Origin of the sequence: Natrinema gelatinilyticum (genome assembly GCF_024266705.1) — an archaeon.
Classification (GTDB): domain Archaea; phylum Halobacteriota; class Halobacteria; order Halobacteriales; family Natrialbaceae; genus Natrinema; species Natrinema gelatinilyticum.
The window spans coordinates 19,588-34,683 of sequence record NZ_CP100756.1 but is presented as its reverse complement, the minus strand read 5'-3'; the positions used below and the strand labels follow the sequence as shown (position 1 = coordinate 34,683).

14 protein-coding genes and 1 tRNA gene are annotated in these 15,096 nt (G+C 61.1%); 5 read left to right on the top strand and 10 right to left on the bottom strand.

Annotated features, from left to right (window positions below):
- Positions 1 to 259 precede the first annotated feature (259 nt).
- Together NJU76_RS00180 and NJU76_RS00175 are read left to right on the top strand one after the other, a co-directional pair.
- Positions 260 to 505, top strand: a complete 246-nt coding sequence (locus NJU76_RS00180; protein WP_254530807.1) for a sulfurtransferase TusA family protein — start codon at positions 260 to 262, stop codon at positions 503 to 505.
- A 1-nt stretch (position 506) separates the two neighbouring features.
- Positions 507 to 1,097, top strand: coding sequence for a DsrE/DsrF/DrsH-like family protein (locus NJU76_RS00175; RefSeq protein WP_254530806.1), 591 nt, complete (start codon positions 507 to 509; stop codon positions 1,095 to 1,097).
- 425 nt (positions 1,098 to 1,522) lie between these two features.
- Here NJU76_RS00175 and NJU76_RS00170 read toward each other — a convergent pair whose 3' ends face one another.
- Both NJU76_RS00170 and NJU76_RS00165 read right to left on the bottom strand, forming a co-directional pair.
- The gene (locus tag NJU76_RS00170) at positions 1,523 to 1,768 is read right to left on the bottom strand and encodes a DUF8119 family protein (RefSeq protein ID WP_254530805.1); all 246 of its coding nucleotides are present in this window, start codon (positions 1,766 to 1,768) and stop codon (positions 1,523 to 1,525) included.
- Between the two features lie 72 nt (positions 1,769 to 1,840).
- On the bottom strand, positions 1,841 to 2,983 hold the full coding sequence (locus NJU76_RS00165) for a hypothetical protein (protein WP_254530804.1): 1,143 nt from the start codon (positions 2,981 to 2,983) through the stop codon (positions 1,841 to 1,843).
- A 491-nt stretch (positions 2,984 to 3,474) separates the two neighbouring features.
- On the opposite strand from NJU76_RS00165, the gene NJU76_RS00160 reads away from it, so the two are divergent.
- Complete coding sequence (locus NJU76_RS00160) at positions 3,475 to 3,834, top strand: GerW family sporulation protein (protein WP_254530802.1); 360 nt, start codon at positions 3,475 to 3,477, stop codon at positions 3,832 to 3,834.
- Between the two features lie 462 nt (positions 3,835 to 4,296).
- Here NJU76_RS00160 and NJU76_RS00155 read toward each other — a convergent pair whose 3' ends face one another.
- The 3 genes from NJU76_RS00155 to NJU76_RS00145 all read right to left on the bottom strand — a co-directional run bounded on the left by NJU76_RS00155 (position 4,297) and on the right by NJU76_RS00145 (position 6,847).
- Positions 4,297 to 5,277: an asparaginase gene (locus NJU76_RS00155; protein WP_254530800.1), complete on the bottom strand. Its 981-nt coding sequence runs from the start codon at positions 5,275 to 5,277 to the stop codon at positions 4,297 to 4,299.
- A gap of 94 nt (positions 5,278 to 5,371) precedes the next feature.
- Positions 5,372 to 5,446 (bottom strand) — tRNA-Glu (locus NJU76_RS00150).
- Positions 5,447 to 5,572: 126 nt separating this feature from the next.
- Complete coding sequence (locus NJU76_RS00145; RefSeq protein WP_254530798.1) at positions 5,573 to 6,847, bottom strand: helix-turn-helix transcriptional regulator; 1,275 nt, start codon at positions 6,845 to 6,847, stop codon at positions 5,573 to 5,575.
- A 189-nt stretch (positions 6,848 to 7,036) separates the two neighbouring features.
- Here NJU76_RS00145 and NJU76_RS00140 point away from each other — a divergent pair, with 189 nt between their 5' ends.
- Positions 7,037 to 7,615 carry an MBL fold metallo-hydrolase gene (locus NJU76_RS00140; RefSeq protein WP_254530797.1) on the top strand — a complete coding sequence of 193 codons (579 nt, stop codon included), beginning with the start codon at positions 7,037 to 7,039 and terminating at the stop codon, positions 7,613 to 7,615.
- Between the two features lie 136 nt (positions 7,616 to 7,751).
- Here NJU76_RS00140 and NJU76_RS00135 read toward each other — a convergent pair whose 3' ends face one another.
- The 3 genes from NJU76_RS00135 to NJU76_RS00125 all read right to left on the bottom strand — a co-directional run bounded on the left by NJU76_RS00135 (position 7,752) and on the right by NJU76_RS00125 (position 10,215).
- Positions 7,752 to 8,582: an ATPase gene (locus NJU76_RS00135; RefSeq protein WP_254530796.1), complete on the bottom strand. Its 831-nt coding sequence runs from the start codon at positions 8,580 to 8,582 to the stop codon at positions 7,752 to 7,754.
- Positions 8,579 to 8,845 carry a DUF5827 family protein gene (locus NJU76_RS00130; protein WP_254530795.1) on the bottom strand — a complete coding sequence of 89 codons (267 nt, stop codon included), beginning with the start codon at positions 8,843 to 8,845 and terminating at the stop codon, positions 8,579 to 8,581. Before NJU76_RS00130 ends, NJU76_RS00135 begins: the two co-directional genes overlap by 4 nt.
- A gap of 245 nt (positions 8,846 to 9,090) precedes the next feature.
- A complete protein-coding gene (locus tag NJU76_RS00125) occupies positions 9,091 to 10,215 on the bottom strand; it encodes an RNA ligase (protein WP_254530794.1) in 1,125 nt (374 codons plus the stop codon).
- Positions 10,216 to 10,353: 138 nt separating this feature from the next.
- Between NJU76_RS00125 and NJU76_RS00120 the strand changes: the two genes are divergently transcribed.
- Positions 10,354 to 11,037: an RNA ligase partner protein gene (locus NJU76_RS00120; protein WP_254530793.1), complete on the top strand. Its 684-nt coding sequence runs from the start codon at positions 10,354 to 10,356 to the stop codon at positions 11,035 to 11,037.
- 9 nt (positions 11,038 to 11,046) lie between these two features.
- Here the strand turns inward: NJU76_RS00120 and NJU76_RS00115 are convergent, their stop codons facing one another.
- Complete coding sequence (locus NJU76_RS00115; protein ID WP_254530792.1) at positions 11,047 to 14,109, bottom strand: FAD-binding and (Fe-S)-binding domain-containing protein; 3,063 nt, start codon at positions 14,107 to 14,109, stop codon at positions 11,047 to 11,049.
- A 196-nt stretch (positions 14,110 to 14,305) separates the two neighbouring features.
- Positions 14,306 to 14,908 (bottom strand): superoxide dismutase, encoded by a 603-nt coding sequence (gene sod, locus NJU76_RS00110; protein ID WP_254530791.1) that lies wholly within the window; start codon positions 14,906 to 14,908, stop codon positions 14,306 to 14,308.
- Positions 14,909 to 15,096 lie beyond the last annotated feature (188 nt).

The window sequence follows — 15,096 nt, the reverse complement described above, 5'->3', positions numbered from 1 at the left end:
ATACGGTGGTTAGTACACGCTACCACGTAATAAGGTTTTTCATAATATGCACTAATCTACGCAATACTACTGAGCGAGCGTCGAACTAGAAATCGAGAGACTGGGGCAGTATTAGTGCGCATATGCACCCATATCGAAGTATGGGCCGGAATCGGTAGGCAAACGGATGTTCGTGAATAGCACAATAATCGACACCCTTTTATGGGATCGGTCAATATTGTATGATAGCTCCAATACAGAGCACAAAAAGAACGCATCTATGAGTTCAGAATACACCGTTTCAGAGACACTCGACGTGAAAGGACTGTCTTGCCCAATGCCCATCGTGAAGACCAAGCAGGCCATCGATGACATAGAGGCCGGAGAGGTACTCGAGGTCGTCGCGACGGATTCGGGTAGTATGAGCGACATTCGGGGCTGGGCCGAGGGAACCGACGGCGTCGACCTCCTCGAGCAAATCGAGGACGGCGACCTCTACAGCCACTACGTGAAGAAGACGGCCTGAGATGAGTACGGATAAAACCACGGCTTCGGTCGACGACGGAGAGGTCGAACCCGACTCGACGGAGGTACAGGCGCTGCGCAAGCGCGTCGAGGAACTCGAAGAGTCGATTGCTGACCTGGAGGGCGGCGACGACCAACAGAAGATGACGATCGTCGCTACCCAGGGCAGCTTCGACATGGCGTACCCGCCGCTGATCCTGGCGAGTACGGCGGCCGCCTTCGGCTGGGACGTCGTCGTCTTCCACACGTTCTGGGGGCTCGACATTCTCCACGAGGAGAAGTCGAAGAAGCTCAAGCTAAGTGCGGTCGGCAACCCCAACATGCCCGTTCCGAACGCGGTCGCCGCACTCCCCGGGATGGACACCATGGCGACGAAGATGATGCAAAAGAAGATTGACGAGAACGGGACCGCCACCATCGAGGAACTGATCGACCTCTCGCTCGAGAGCGGTGTCGATCTCCAGGCCTGTCAGATGACCATCGAGTTGATGGATTACGACGAGGACGACTTCTACGACGGCGTGACGACAGGTGTCGGTGCGGCCACCGCGATCCAGCACATGGCCGAGTCCGACGTCCAGCTACTGGTGTAACACGTGGCCGGACCCGACGCGATCGTGACGTTCGATTTCGCGTCGCACCCACGAATGCACACCACTGTGTGATCGTCGACACGGCCGGCGTCGACCATATCGGTCTCGAGCCACCGCACGACGATGGATTCGACTGTCTCGCGCATAATCACCGCGCGAAACGATCGCGATGGACGGATCGTCCTCGACCATGCACGCGCTTTCGAGACGAATCGGGGGTGCCGGGGGTACGCGACAACGGATGCGTCACCCCGCGACACCCGAAACAGTAGAATCAGTTCATATATCATACTATCTGATGGTTTTCGCCCCAGAATGTGGTACACTCGAGTGTTTCTCATATTCCGGACCACCGTTCCGTCGCTGGTCTTTTAATTCCGCCCCGAAGTCGACGAATCGGCAGTTCCAACAAGCGTTCCACGAATTCAGTCGCTCCCAGCTCGAGGAACCCAGGGGGCCGTCACCAGGACGTAGCAGCCGATTCCGATGAAGAGCAAGCCGTAAAACTGCACTCGCGACCAGTTCGACGACAGCGTGAGCAGCGTGATGAGGACCGTCCATCCGCCGACGATGACGAGATCCGTCAGTAGTCGACCCGCGACCGTGACGAGCCATCGCGGGCTCGATCGTCCCCGTGTAGACCGGGTACTCTCGCGTCCGTCCTCGGTCATCCGCGACGTCGCTCCGTCCCTCGAGTGCTCGAGGTCTCGTTCAGTCGACGCGGTAGTCGTCGTCGCATGGTTCTAGAAGTGGTACCCGTACCGTTCAGTGAGGAGATAGGCGGCCGTTCCCCAGATGTAGTTCTGCCCGGGCCACCAGGTCCGGGCGTTGTTGAATCCAGCGACGAGGACGCCCCCGTCCTGTGCGTCGGAGTCCCATCGGTAACTGACGGAGCCGCTATCGCCATCGGCCATGTCGCGTTCGTCTCCCCATCTCAGCTGGCCGTGTCGACACGTGTCCCCGGTGAGACACGTGATAGCGTCGATGCCCTCGATTCGACCGGTCGTCCGGCCGGTTCTGGCGCCCACTTTCTCGAGCGATTTTCCCCTGGCAGCGAGGTCGGCCAGCCCCATCCTCGTGAACTGGCCTCGGACGCGCTTCATGGGGAATCCGTCGATGGCGCTGTCGGGCCTGAACGTGCCATTGGGGGCGACCGTCACCACGTCTTCAACCGTGTGATCGGCTTTTACGTGGCCCAGCGGAGCTTTCTGTCCGTTTTCGAATAGGAGTGAGAGTTCGCCTCGAGCCGGAGATGGGCCCTCGAAGGTGTGACTGGCCGTCGCGAAGAGCGTCTGTGACGTACTCGGATCGTAGAGCGTCGGAGTAAGCGTCGCCCTACTGGTCTCCACTTGACAGGTGACACCGCCGGGAATACGGCCGTCCTCGACGTGGGAGAGGTGCCTGAACGGTCTTCCCTCTCGGTCGCTTGACGACGCAGTTCCCTGTGCGACCGCGTTGACGTGGAAGGAAACCTCGTTCACCAGAGACTCGATGAGATCGACGGTCTGATCGAAGTCTCGTACAGAGACATCGACCGTGATACTCGCCCCGGGATTTCGATACTCGCCCGGAACGACTGCACTACCGAGGTACCCGGTCACACCGGTTCGAGCGAGGAGGTCGTTGATCTCGAACGCCTTCGTGACCGCAGCGTACCAGTCCGCGGGAACGCGTTTCGTCCGCTGTTCGATCGACCACGGATCGTCCGGATCCGACCTGACGAGTGCTGTCACGATGGAGACGTCCCCGGAGCCGGCACCGAGGAAGTCCTCGACGCCGAGGAACGTAGCGACACCGATAGCGTAGCCGGACGTGGCGACCGTCCGGAGGAACTCACGGCGGCCGCTCCCGCTCCTCGAGCCCCGGCCGCCGTTCGCTGGTACCATGATATCACCCTCGGTCAAACCAGTCGCCGGCTGGGATCGGCTTCGATGAACCGGCGAGGTCCGTCTGCACCGAGTAACGGACTCAGTCTTAATGTTCTTTCCGCCCTTTCCGGCCCTGTGAGATAGCCGTAGTCGGTGAGTCTCGATTCGATCGAATCCGGTGCGGCACTTGACGCCAGCGGCTACGGGTCGGCGTTCCGTACGTCGGGCATGGCAGCGGTCGGCGCGATTGAGGCGCTCGTGCGTCATACGGTCTGCTTGTACCGATGTACTGGTGCAACCGCGACCGTCCTGCGGTTGCACCGGTCAGGACGTACAGTAGTCCGTATCAGCGTTCTCTAGCGACCGGACGGTCTGTACCGATACTCACGACGTGATCGACCGTCAGTCTCCGGTGTCTAGTGACCCGTTAGAGTGCAATCTCGGGCGAAACGGATACTATCGTTATCAGGGGCAGAAGCTACATAGTCGGGGCTCGCCAGATTAAACGTATGAATAGCGGAGACCGTCTCTCTGCATTCGTTGACCGGGTACAGGATCACGCAGGCGTCGCCCACGTGTACGGTGACCCAATCACTCACAATGAGAAAAAGATCATCCCCGTTGCAAGGGTAGCATATGGATTTGGCGGAGGATATGGTCCGGAAGACGGTGAGGACGCCGAAGCCCTTTCTAATGAACGAGAAAATAGCGAGGGAGCAGGGATGGGAGGCGGTGTCTGGGCTACTCCAGCGGGGGTTGTCGAAATAACAGATGCTAACACCCGTTTCATCTCATATAACGAGAAGATGAAATTGGCCATAGTAGCTAGTATCTGTCTAATTCTCGGATATTTGCTGGGCCGGAAATAAGGGTTGGCTGACTTTCTGCCGGGATTCTATGCGTGATGACTCCTCTGAGCAATACGTCATTCTGATGGAGGCGGTCGAACTCGGGGATAGTATCGTCGACGGCAACTGGTCCACACAGCGGGTCACTACCACCGACCAGTCGAAGGCGGACGACGGAAACCACAATCGTGTGTACCGTTTGCCTACGTCGATTTCGGCGAACAGTGGGTTTACCTCGAGACGGCGGTCCCTCTGAGAACCATCACTGATTGAGGGTTTCAATAAGGCCACAAAGTCCAAAATCAGTATCGAGACCAGACTTATAGTATCCGTATTTTCGACGAATCGGAGACACGTACAGAAATCCGATACGGCAGAAGTGCTGACCAAGTGGGTTCGTACCCATGCCGAATCGGAAGTACGACAACGACCGGAATAGGCACATCGTACCCCGAATGACGTGCTTTCCCTACTACCAGCAGATTACTCCGGTGTACCACGCTGGCGTTCGAATGCCTTCGAGACGTCCTCAGAGTCGTAGGCTGAGAGCGCCAGACCGAGTTTGATTCGCGCTTTCCAGGGTGGCAGATCACCGGCCGGAATTGCCCCATGATCACGAAGCGTCTGGCTGCCCCCTGGACCGCCGTACCGAGCGCCCACAGCACCGTCGAAACACCGCGTTGCGACGACGACCGGGACACCTATATCAATCGCGTCGGCAACCGCGTCACCGACCTCGGGTGTCGTGTTGCCGATCCCGCTCGCCGCCAAGACGAGTCCGTCGACGCCATCAGCGACGGCGCGCTCGAGTTGCCGACCGTCGACGGCCAAGCCACTCGGAATCAGTTCGACCCGCGCCGTTGTCTCGACGGTGGGAAGCGATACCGACTCGCTGCGCGGATCGCGTCGAAGCGATAGCCCGTCAGCCGTGATTTCTGCAACGGGACCTGCATCGGGAGATGCGTACGCATCTGGGCGACCTGCCCGCGCCTTCGTCACCCATCTGGCCGCGTGGACGAGATTCCCAAAGGTGATGTACGAACCATCCACAAAGCGGTCGTCAGCCGCGACACGGACTGCCTGCAGAAGATTCGCCGGTCCATCCGCACCTGGCCTATCTGCGGGGCGCTGTGCACCGGTGAACACGACCGGCACCGTCGCCTCAACCACTAAATCGAGGTAATACGCAGATTCTTCCATCGTGTCGGTTCCGTGGGTGACGACGACACCGTCGACACCCTCGTCGGCTGCGCGTTCGACAGCCCGAGCCAACGATGCGACATTCGAGAACGAGAGATGGAAACTGAGTTCGTCACAGATGGACTCAACATCGGTATCCGCAATCGCCGTTAGCTGAGGGACGGCAGCAACAAGATCGTCTCCGTCTTTGGATGGCGTCGCCCCACTCGGTCCAGCAGTCGATGCGATCGTTCCACCGGTACTCAACACACGAACCTGTGGCATGTACTGGTATTTCGATCGGAACTACTTTGCTTCCCGGCCCGTCGTCCTGACCGCTCGCGTAGTTTCACGGAGACAACACTTGAAAACGGGAAAATGCTCCGACAGGGATTCGAACCCTGGTCATTGCCGTGAGAGGGCAATATGATTGGCCGGACTACACTATCGGAGCCCACCGCGCTTGCGTACCCCATCGTAGCGCAGTACGATGTTTAAGCATTCCGTTTCGAGTCGGGCGCTTTCGATTCGGGCGTGGCGCACAGTCCCACGCGCGTGACGGTCGAAGAGCGCGAGAGCGCTATTCCTCGAACGGCGACTTCGTCGCTTCGGGTTCGAAGCCTTCGAGACTGATTATGTTTTCGCGGCCCACCCGGAGCTTGCTGATCGTCCCCTCGTCTTCCATGTCGGAGAGGAGCATGCTCACCTTCGATTTCGACCATCCGGTCTCGTCGACGATGTTGACCTGTTTCATCCGGCCACCGTTTTTCCGAATGAGTTTGACGACGCGGTCTTCGTCGGTCAGGAGATCGTCCTCGGAGAGCGGAACGGGACCGGTTCCGTCGGCGGCTTCCATCGTCGCCTGTCGCTCCGGTTCGGGTTCCTCGGCTACCTCGACCGCTGCGCCCGCACGTGCAGACGGCTGTGGTTGCTCCTCCGACCGATCGGCCGTTTTGTCGGCGGATTTTGCAGCTCCGGGACCGTATCTGCTGTACCACGCGGCTAGTGCGATAGCAGCCCCGATAACGAAGAATCCGCCTGCGAGGTACCAGACGGAACCGACGCCGCTGTTATCCGTAGAGGGGTCATCGCCGTCGGTCCCGACGGTGCTCCCGTCAGATTGGTCGAAAACCGCGCGCGGACGGCCGTTGACGAACTCGCGTTCGCCGTTCCACCGGACCGAATCCGCATCCTCGAGCGAACTGCCCGCGTATCTTCCCTCGGGTTCGACGCTATGAAACCGCAGGTCGCCGCCGGCTTCGAGCACGATCGATTGATCGGACGCGAGGTAAATCCCCTGAAAGACGTCACCCGCGATGAGTTGGCCATCCTTCAATACGGCGAATTTCTCCCACGTGAACGACATTTCGACGACGCCCGTCGCGGTGAACTGTTCTTCGATATAGGCCGACCGTCGAAAGTTCGTCGCTTTCATTTCGCGGCCAGTCTCTTCTGCCCCCGTTTTCGTCAGTAGCTGTGATTGGTTTTGAAACCGGTCGTACAGTCCCGTCTCGTTGGTCTCGAACTCTTCGGCGAACGTCTCGAAGTCCTCCCGGGCTGCGGTCGCGTTTTCATCGTTCGAGAACCGCTGTTCGTGACGAAAGGTCCACGTCGCACTCCCGTTTTCGTGAACCACGATTTCGAACGTCGTCGTGTCGAAGTTTTGGGTCTCCTGTGAGACGAGAGTACTCGAGTCAGCAGCGGCAATCGTCGCTGGCTGAACTCCCCCAGGGGACGTATCCGCTGGCGACGGGACGAGCGGTCCAGTGGTCGCCAGCGCGACCGGTCCGCTGACACCGACGAACGCTGCGAGGATGGCGAGAACGACGACCCCGACGAAGACCGGCCGATTCATTCGTCTACCCACTACGTGCCGTAGCTAAAAATCCTTGTGAATACGAAAGGGGGTGATGAGTACCGGTCGGTTCCACGTCTCGTCCCCGAATCGTCCCGGCACCGACGGTTCGGACGCCGTTTTCCTTGCGACGTAGGCGCCGCGATCCGTGTCGACACCCACAAAGTGATCGACTGCGTAGCGGATCCCATGATATCGAATCTCGCACAGGGGGTGCAGGTGTTTACGAGCAACGCCTTTCTCGTGACGGGCGATCGATCGGTTCTCGTCGACACCGGCGCGAACTTCGACGTCGTCGACGCCGTTCGCTCCCGCGTCGACGAGCTCGAGGCGGTCGTCCTCACGCACACTCATCCCGATCACGTCGGCAATCTCGACGCGGTCACCGACGCCTTCGGTATCGACGCGTGGGGATACGACACGTCGATCGACGGCATCGACCACGCCATTGCCGACGAGGAGACGGTTCAGCTTGGCGACCACGAATACGTGGCGCTGCACACACCCGGGCACAAGAACGACCACCTCTGTTTCTACTCCGAAGAAGCGAGCGTGTTGTTCGCAGGCGACCTCGTCTTCCAGAACGGGAGCTTCGGGCGCACGGACCTCGAGGAAGGTGACCGGGGGACCCTTATCGAGAGTATCGACCGTGTTCTCGAGCGGATCGATCCCGAACTCGAGGAAATGCACACCGGACACGGGCCGAGCGTGACCGCGAATCCGTACGATCACGTCGAACTCTCGTCGCGAATGGCTCGCCAGATGTGAGACAGCTTGCCGGTCTCGACCGCTTTCCGACCCGGTGAACCGCCAGCGGGACGGTGGACACCTGTCGTCCGGTAGTGCCGAAATCTCGACCGACCTGCCACGGCAATCACTTCGAACCGTCCGGCGAACGGACGTCTTACCCCTGTCTGGCGGCGTCGAGCAATGCATCGTACGCAGCCGCGTACGCGCGAGCGACATGCGCTGGATTTGCCCGGCTGTCACCGCCCAGTGGCGGAAGTTCCAGGCGCTCGAGCGGGTCGAGATAGTCGAGGACGTCGGGAACGCGCTTCTCAATAGCGCCGTCTCTCGGACTCGAACTGGCGATTTCACATGCGCGACAGTACCGATCTCCCGGATAGATCCGCGCCCGACTGGGTTCGACGGCTGCGACTGCCGCGACCGACGTCGGATCGAGTGACGCGAGGGGGAGTGCGATGTCGCTGTACGATTCGACCACGGCGACATCGGTCCCTTCTATCTCGTCGGCCAATCGATCGAACACGGGAACGTATCGCCGCTGGGCGAGTTCGTTGAATTCCTCGACCGTCTCGATGGGAATCGCGTCCTGGAGTGGGAGCGCGTCGGCCACCGCGTCCGGCACGTCTGCGGTGGCGTTGCGGACGAACAGCGGTTCGTCGATACTGTGACCGACTCGATCGACGACGAACTCGCGGTCCGTTCGACCGAGCAGCCCACTTCCACCGCCGGGTGCAGGCTGCCAGAGCCGATGGACGGGGTTTACGTCCTCCGGCAGTCGACTCCGGCCCTCGGCAACCGAGAGCGACGCCGCGTCCTTCCCGTAGAGTCGACCGTCGGCGAGCGCCCGCCGACAATCGTCGTGATCGAACCAGAAATCGTTCCCAGCACGCGGTTTGTAGCCGACTGCACCGGTTCGATCGAGCAGCCCAGTAGAAAAGGTCGTCTTGCCAGCGTCGACCCGATCAGAACCGACCACGAGGAGGATCATTCTTTCAGGCCGTAGTACCCAGGTTCGTCCTCATGGCGAGGTTCGGCGACGACGAGGTCGTCCGCGTGGGTCATGATCCACGGAATTGCCCAGTCCAAGAGGATGTCTTCGGTCTCGCGGTCGATGTCCGCGTCGGGCTCTAGACCCTGCAACAGGCGTGCGATTTCGTAAACGGTGTACATCTGATCCGTCTCGAGGAGTTCTTCGGGCGTGTAGAAGTCACACGGCGGAAGGTTCTCGAATTCGGATTTCGGGACGGGCATACAACTTCGTACTGGGGGTCGAGGCCTATAATCGTTCGTTCGCGCTCGCGTGTGCGATGGTTGGGACTCGCGAGTCCACGAGATAGTACTCTTCTCTTCCCTCGAAATTCACCGATATCGAAACCGCCGGATCGACGACAGCCCTCAACGACGTGACCGACGCTGATCGGCGCGGACAGGCCGAACAGAGCTGCCGGGAGACGCCCGACTCGTCGGAGCCGATCGCGTCGAGAGAACTGGATCGGTCATTCCTGTCGTGTTCCGCCCGCCAGGTAGTACTGGATGCGATCGCGGGTCGACTCGGCCACTTTTACGAACTCGACGACGCGCTCGCCGTCCTCGAGGCGGTCCGATTTCAGCTCGATCGTCATCGATTGGTCGTGCAGGTGATCGAATAGCGCGTCGATCGAGTCGGGATCGCCCCTGACTGTATGCCGTTCTCCGACGGTCTCGCTGTCGGCCACGTCTCGAATCGTCGAAACCATCGGAGTGAGGATCGACTCGCCGAGGTCTTGCGCTCGCTCCCGAATCCGGTCGTCGTCGTCTAGCTCGGCGGCCTGAAACGCGTCGCGAACGATCCGCGAAAAGACGAAGTCCCGACCGTGATCGAACGGAAGCGAAAACGCGTATGCGAGTTCGTCGTGGTGCTGGGACGCCGTCGTGTACTTGATCATCGCATCTCCGTCTCCCGATTTGAGGACGACCCCTTCTCGCCCTGCCACGTCGAGGTCGGCGATGGCGTCCCGAACCGCCGCGACGGCGTCGGACGGTTCCTCTCGCCCGAAGAGCTGTGGTTGGGAAAAGCCATACTCTTCGCAGAGCGCCCGCCGGTCGTCGACGGGGAGCGGCGAGCCCGTTTCGCGGTGGCGGACGTCGAACACTCGAAAGTCGTGGGAGTCGACGTCATCGTACTCGTGTATCGTGTACGGCGTCTCCGGCCCGATAAGCTCGGCACAGATGGTTCGATCCGGGTGGTCCGCAAAGAAGTCCGCAAGCGGGAGACGATCGCGCGCTCGAGCCGTCGTGTACGGACAGACGTATCCGCTCCTAGTGAACGCGAGGTGATCGCCGACGTCCGCGATCCGGACATTGAACCCGTCGAGTTTCTCCTCGATCGTGACGGTTTCGTCCCCCTCGAAGAACGAGGGAATCCCTGGATCGAGTACGAGGGTCCGCGGAACGCTCGGATAGCCGCGGACGATGATGTCGGTCTCCTCGACGACGACGGTCCCGCGCTCCACGCCGTGGCGGGCAGCGGTAAGAATGTGGTGCGTTCGACCTGCCACCGACCGCTGCTCGAAGTGTTCGAAGAGGTCGGTGGGCTCCGTGGTGGAGGCGTCGAGCCGCTCGAGGTACGCGTCCCGATCCATACGTCGTTCGACGACGCTCTCGGTGAAAAAACCGAGTTGGTCGTCTGTCGACGGATGGTGTCGACGGTCGGTTTCGATGATGCGTCGCGGGGGGACCTGGGGCTGGAGCCTATGTAGGTTAGCGTCCAAACGACGACTATGCCCGGAGCATTGCCACGTCAACGGTTCGTACTGGACACGTCGCTGTTCATCACCGAGGAGATACGCGAGGACGACGAGTCGCTAGAAGAAGCCATCCATCGCCTGCTCGATCTGATCTCGACGGCTCGACTCGAGCTCAATATCTCCTGTTACGTGCCTCCGTCGATCCACGATGAACTCGGAACGATGTTGCGCGAGCGAAACGTCGACGAGGATGTGTTCTCGCGGCTCGACACGTGGGTCGTTCGTAAGAGCCCTGACCGGTACGGCGTGACGATTCCGGCGAACGTCGTCAATAATTTCATCGACGAGATGAGTGACCGAGTGGATCGCGGCCTCCGCGTGTCGGAGAAGGCGATCCGCGAGGTCGAACAGCTCGACCCGGACGAGCTCGTCACCAGCTCGGACACGGACGGTCGAGACGAATACATGACCGAGGCCGATCGGATCCTCTCGGACATGCGAGACAAGTACCGGCGCGCCCTCCGACAGGGCGTCCTCGATTCTCGGGAAGATTTCGATTTGCTGATCCTCGCGCGAGAACTGGACGCAGGCGTGGTCACCGAAGACCGGGGTATCATCTCCTGGGCCGACGAGTTCGGACTCCGGTACGTTCGCGGCGGGCAGTTCCCGACGCTACTCCAGGAATATCTGCGAGCGACCGGCATCGAGGACGAGTGACCGGACCGGCTACGTTTCGAGTCCTCGCGCGAGGAGTTCGACGGGATGGTCGGGCCGGTCGTACCCGTCAAAGTCGCCGATCTGCGTCCGACAGGAGGTCCCCGGCGCGACGACGGCCGGTTCGCCGCCCTCACCGGATTCGTCGGCCGTCGGTCGGCCGTTCCCGGAGTCGCGGTTCTGGCTCGCCTCGAGTTGCTGCCGAAGGAGCGACCCGATCGCTTTTGAGAGGTCGTAGTGTTCGGCCTCGTAGCCGAAGCTGCCGGCCATCCCACAGCAGCCTGACTCGACGGGGTCGACGGCGTAGCCCGCTCGCCGAAGCACGCCGACCGCGTGATGATCCACACCACGGGCCTTCTGGTGGCAGTGGCCGTGAAATGTCAGGGGTGTGTCCGTCGTCACTGCGGCGTCGAACGACAACGCGTCGTCCAGCCGATTCACGTCTACGTACTCACAGACACCGAACGCGTTCGCTGCGAGCGTCTCTGTGCGCGTATCAGCGATCAGGGACCGATATTCGTCGACGACCATCGCGACGTCTGACGGTTCGACGAACAGAACAGACCAGCCCCGCTCGAGATAGGGCTCGAGGTCGTCCAGTAATGCCTGCGCCTGCTCGGCTGCGACCTCGAGCATCCCCTGGGAGTAGGCCGCGCGCCCGGTCGGTCCCAGGTCGGGGACGGCGACGTGGATGTTCGCGGCCTCGAGAACCTCGACGGCGGCTTTGCCTGGTGCCGGATTCGAGTAGTTCGTGTCCGTGTCGGGGTAGAGGACGACTCCGGCCGTCGCGGTCTCTGGATCGACGGCGGCGCTTCGCTCCCGGAACCATTCGACGAGCGATTCCCGCCGGAACGTCGGCATGGTTCGGTCGTGCGCGATCCCGACCGTCTTCTCGAGGGCGGTTCGGGAGCCAGGCAGCCTCGCGGCACGGTTGGAAACGGGCGCGAGCGCACTCCCGATCGACGCGAGCCGGTCGACGTTCGCGAACAGCCGTTCTCGGAGGCTGGTCCCCTCGCGGTCGTGGTACTGGTGTTTGACCTCGGCCTTGAGCTTCGCGAGGTCGACCCCCGTGGGACAGTCGCTCTGACAGCCCTTGCACCCGATACAGAGGTCGAGTACGTCGTCCTGGAATCGCTCGCCGTAGAGCTCCTCGGGATCGATCTCCCCGCTGATCGCGGCTCTGAGCAGGTTGGCTCGCCCCCGCGTAGTGGCGATTTCCTCCTCGGTCGCTCGATACGTCGGACACATCACATCGGTATCGGTCTGCCGACAGGTCCCACAACCGTTGCAGAGCTCCACGAGGTGCGAGAAGCCGCCGTCCTCCTCGAAGTCAAGCGTCGTTTGCGGCTCGAGCGAGGCGTAGTCTGGCCCATATCGAAGGTGTTCGCGGATGTCGGTCGGCTCTTCATCTCGATAGACGACCTTCCCTGGATTCATCCGCCAGTCCGGGTCGAACGCCGACTTGAGGTCTTTGAACGCCGCCCAGAGGTCGGGACCGTACAGTTTGGGGTTGAACTCGGTTCGTGCGAGGCCGTCGCCGTGTTCGCCCGAGAACGAACCGTTGTGTTCGACGACGAGCGACGTGACGTCGTCGGCGATCGCACGCATTTTCTCGACGTCGTCACCGTCTTTCAGGTTTAACACCGGCCGAATGTGAAGCGTGCCGACGCCTGCGTGTGCGAAGTAGGCGGCCGCCGTATCGTGCGCGTCGAGGATGTCCTGAAACCCGGCCACGTACTCAGCGAGTTCCGCAGGTGGGACGGACGCGTCCTCGACGAACGGGTACGGCTTCGGATCGCCTTTCATGCTCATCAACAGCGGAATGGCGGCCTTCCTGAGCTTCCAGAGCCGATCCTGCTTCGCCAGTGAGAACGCCTCGAGGGAGTCGAACGCGTTTCCGTCAGCTACCAGAGCCGTCGTCGCCACGTCAATCGCGTCCGGCAACTCGTCGACCACTTCGGAGTCGAATTCGAGCATCAGCGCCGCCGCCGTTCCGTCGGGAATCGGCTCCGCGTACTCGGCGTACTCCGACGATTCGGCAGCCAGTCGGAACACTTCTCGGTCCATGAGTTCGACCGCGCTGGCCTCGACATCGAGCGCGTCCGGGACAGCGGCCAGCGCCTCGAGCAGGTCGTCGTAACAGTAGACGGCGAGAGCCGTTTCATCGGGTCGGGTCACGAGCGAGAGCGTTGCTTCGACGACGACTCCGAGCGTCCCTTCGGCGCCGACCAGCAGTTTCGAGAGGTTGATGATCCGGTCTCCCTCGCCTGTTTCAGTGATCACCTTCTGCAGGTTGTACCCGCTGACGCTGCGCTTGAGGTTCGGATAGCGCGACTCGATCTCGTCTGCATTGTTCTCGACGATCGCTCGCACCGTTCGATAAATCGCGGCCTCGCGGTCGTCCTTCGAGACGATCCGATCCCACGTCGGACCGTCGAGGACGACATCTCGCGTCCGGATCAGTGACCCGTCGGCGAGGACCACCTCGCACTCTTCGACGTAGGCATCGGTGATACCGTAGCGCACCGAATGCGCCCCAGTCGAGTTGTTTCCGATCCCACCCCCGATCGTCGCACGGTTCGAGGAAGCGGGATCGGGCGCGAAGCGGAGGCCGTGTGGTTCGAGTGCAGTATCGAGTACGTCTTGTACGACGCCCGGCTGAACGACGGCAGTTCGCTCGGCCGGATCGATCTCGCGGATCGCGTCCATGTGTCGTGACAGATCGAGGATCACACATCCCGGACCTACCGCCTGTCCTGCGAGTGAGGAGCCAGCACCGCGCGGCAACAGGGGTGCGTCGTAATCGGCAGCAACGGCCACGGCCGCGCGGACGTCGGCCGTGTCTCGGGGGAAGACGACGCCCGCCGGTTGCGCGCCGTAAATGCTGCCGTCCGTTGCGTAGAGAACCCTGGTGTACTCGTCGAATCGAACGTCACCGTCACAGGCGGCCCGCAGGTCGGCTGCGAGCCCCTCGACGAGGGCGTCTGGTTCCTGGTGCGCCTCGAGTCGTGAGCGCTGGCGCTCTTGTGTCCGGTCCTCGGCGGTCGTTTCCGCGCTGCTGTCCTCGGCAGCCATGTACGATGTGAAATTGTCCCACACGTAGTTAAACCATCGCAGCCAGACGTATCACAGAAACGATATTAACTCGAGCGAATCGGCGATGGGGGTCGAACTGGTAGCATACTGGCCTGTGGTATCACTCGCGATGAATTTTTCACCGGCGATAAAAACGTCGGGATTGACTGGCTCGTCGCTCGTCTCGGTGGCCGAATTATTCGAAGTGGTCGAGGCACTTCTGATACTCTTCTTCGGACTTCTCCCAGTTGACGACGTCGAAGAACGCGTCGATGAAGTCCCCACGGTCCGGGCCGTAGTCGTAGTAATACGAGTGTTCCCAGACGTCGAGCGCGAGAATGGGGTGGGAGCCCCAGAGCGCACCCTGATCGTGCTTGTCGACCGCCACGTTTCGGAGTTGCTTTGCGACCGGGTCGTATACCAGAAGCGCCCAGCCACCGGCGGCACCGGCAGCAGCCTCGAACTCGCCCTTCCAGCCCTCGTACGAGCCGAAGTCCTCCTCGATACGGTCGGCGAGGTCGCCTTCGGGTTCACCGCCGCCGTCAGGGGACATGTTCTCCCAGAACAGCGTGTGAAGGTAGTGACCACAGCCGTTGTGGGTGACGTTGCTCAGTGCGCCGGGCGTTGAGCCGAAGTCCCCGCTCTCGCGGTTCTCCGCGAGGGTTTCCTCGGCGGCATTGAGGCCGTTGACGTACCCCTGATGATGGGTATCGTGATGCCAGGTCAGTACCTGCTCGGAAATCGACGGTTCGAGCGCGTCGTAATCGTATGGGAGTGGTGGAAGTTCATTGTTAGCCATAGTATGCACCTCACTGTCTGTATCGGTATCTCGCTTGTTAAGTTTTGAGGAGTGAAACGGTATCACACCTCATAAATACTCGGCCGGTCTGTCGGGCGATGTACCGACACTCCGGTGGACCCCACCACGGGCTGCGTGTTAAACCTTTCAGCGCCTTCTATCAGAACGTCCCCATCGTCACGTCGACT

Coding starts and splice junctions, on each gene's coding strand:
- NJU76_RS00180 (WP_254530807.1), top strand. CDS start 260: ATGAGTTCAGAATACACCGTTTCAGAGACACTCGACGTGAAAGGACTG.
- NJU76_RS00175 (WP_254530806.1), top strand. CDS start 507: ATGAGTACGGATAAAACCACGGCTTCGGTCGACGACGGAGAGGTCGAA.
- NJU76_RS00170 (WP_254530805.1), bottom strand. CDS start 1,768: ATGACCGAGGACGGACGCGAGAGTACCCGGTCTACACGGGGACGATCG.
- NJU76_RS00165 (WP_254530804.1), bottom strand. CDS start 2,983: ATGGTACCAGCGAACGGCGGCCGGGGCTCGAGGAGCGGGAGCGGCCGC.
- NJU76_RS00160 (WP_254530802.1), top strand. CDS start 3,475: ATGAATAGCGGAGACCGTCTCTCTGCATTCGTTGACCGGGTACAGGAT.
- NJU76_RS00155 (WP_254530800.1), bottom strand. CDS start 5,277: ATGCCACAGGTTCGTGTGTTGAGTACCGGTGGAACGATCGCATCGACT.
- NJU76_RS00145 (WP_254530798.1), bottom strand. CDS start 6,847: ATGAATCGGCCGGTCTTCGTCGGGGTCGTCGTTCTCGCCATCCTCGCA.
- NJU76_RS00140 (WP_254530797.1), top strand. CDS start 7,037: ATGATATCGAATCTCGCACAGGGGGTGCAGGTGTTTACGAGCAACGCC.
- NJU76_RS00135 (WP_254530796.1), bottom strand. CDS start 8,582: ATGATCCTCCTCGTGGTCGGTTCTGATCGGGTCGACGCTGGCAAGACG.
- NJU76_RS00130 (WP_254530795.1), bottom strand. CDS start 8,845: ATGCCCGTCCCGAAATCCGAATTCGAGAACCTTCCGCCGTGTGACTTC.
- NJU76_RS00125 (WP_254530794.1), bottom strand. CDS start 10,215: ATGGATCGGGACGCGTACCTCGAGCGGCTCGACGCCTCCACCACGGAG.
- NJU76_RS00120 (WP_254530793.1), top strand. CDS start 10,354: ATGCCCGGAGCATTGCCACGTCAACGGTTCGTACTGGACACGTCGCTG.
- NJU76_RS00115 (WP_254530792.1), bottom strand. CDS start 14,109: ATGGCTGCCGAGGACAGCAGCGCGGAAACGACCGCCGAGGACCGGACA.
- sod (WP_254530791.1), bottom strand. CDS start 14,908: ATGGCTAACAATGAACTTCCACCACTCCCATACGATTACGACGCGCTC.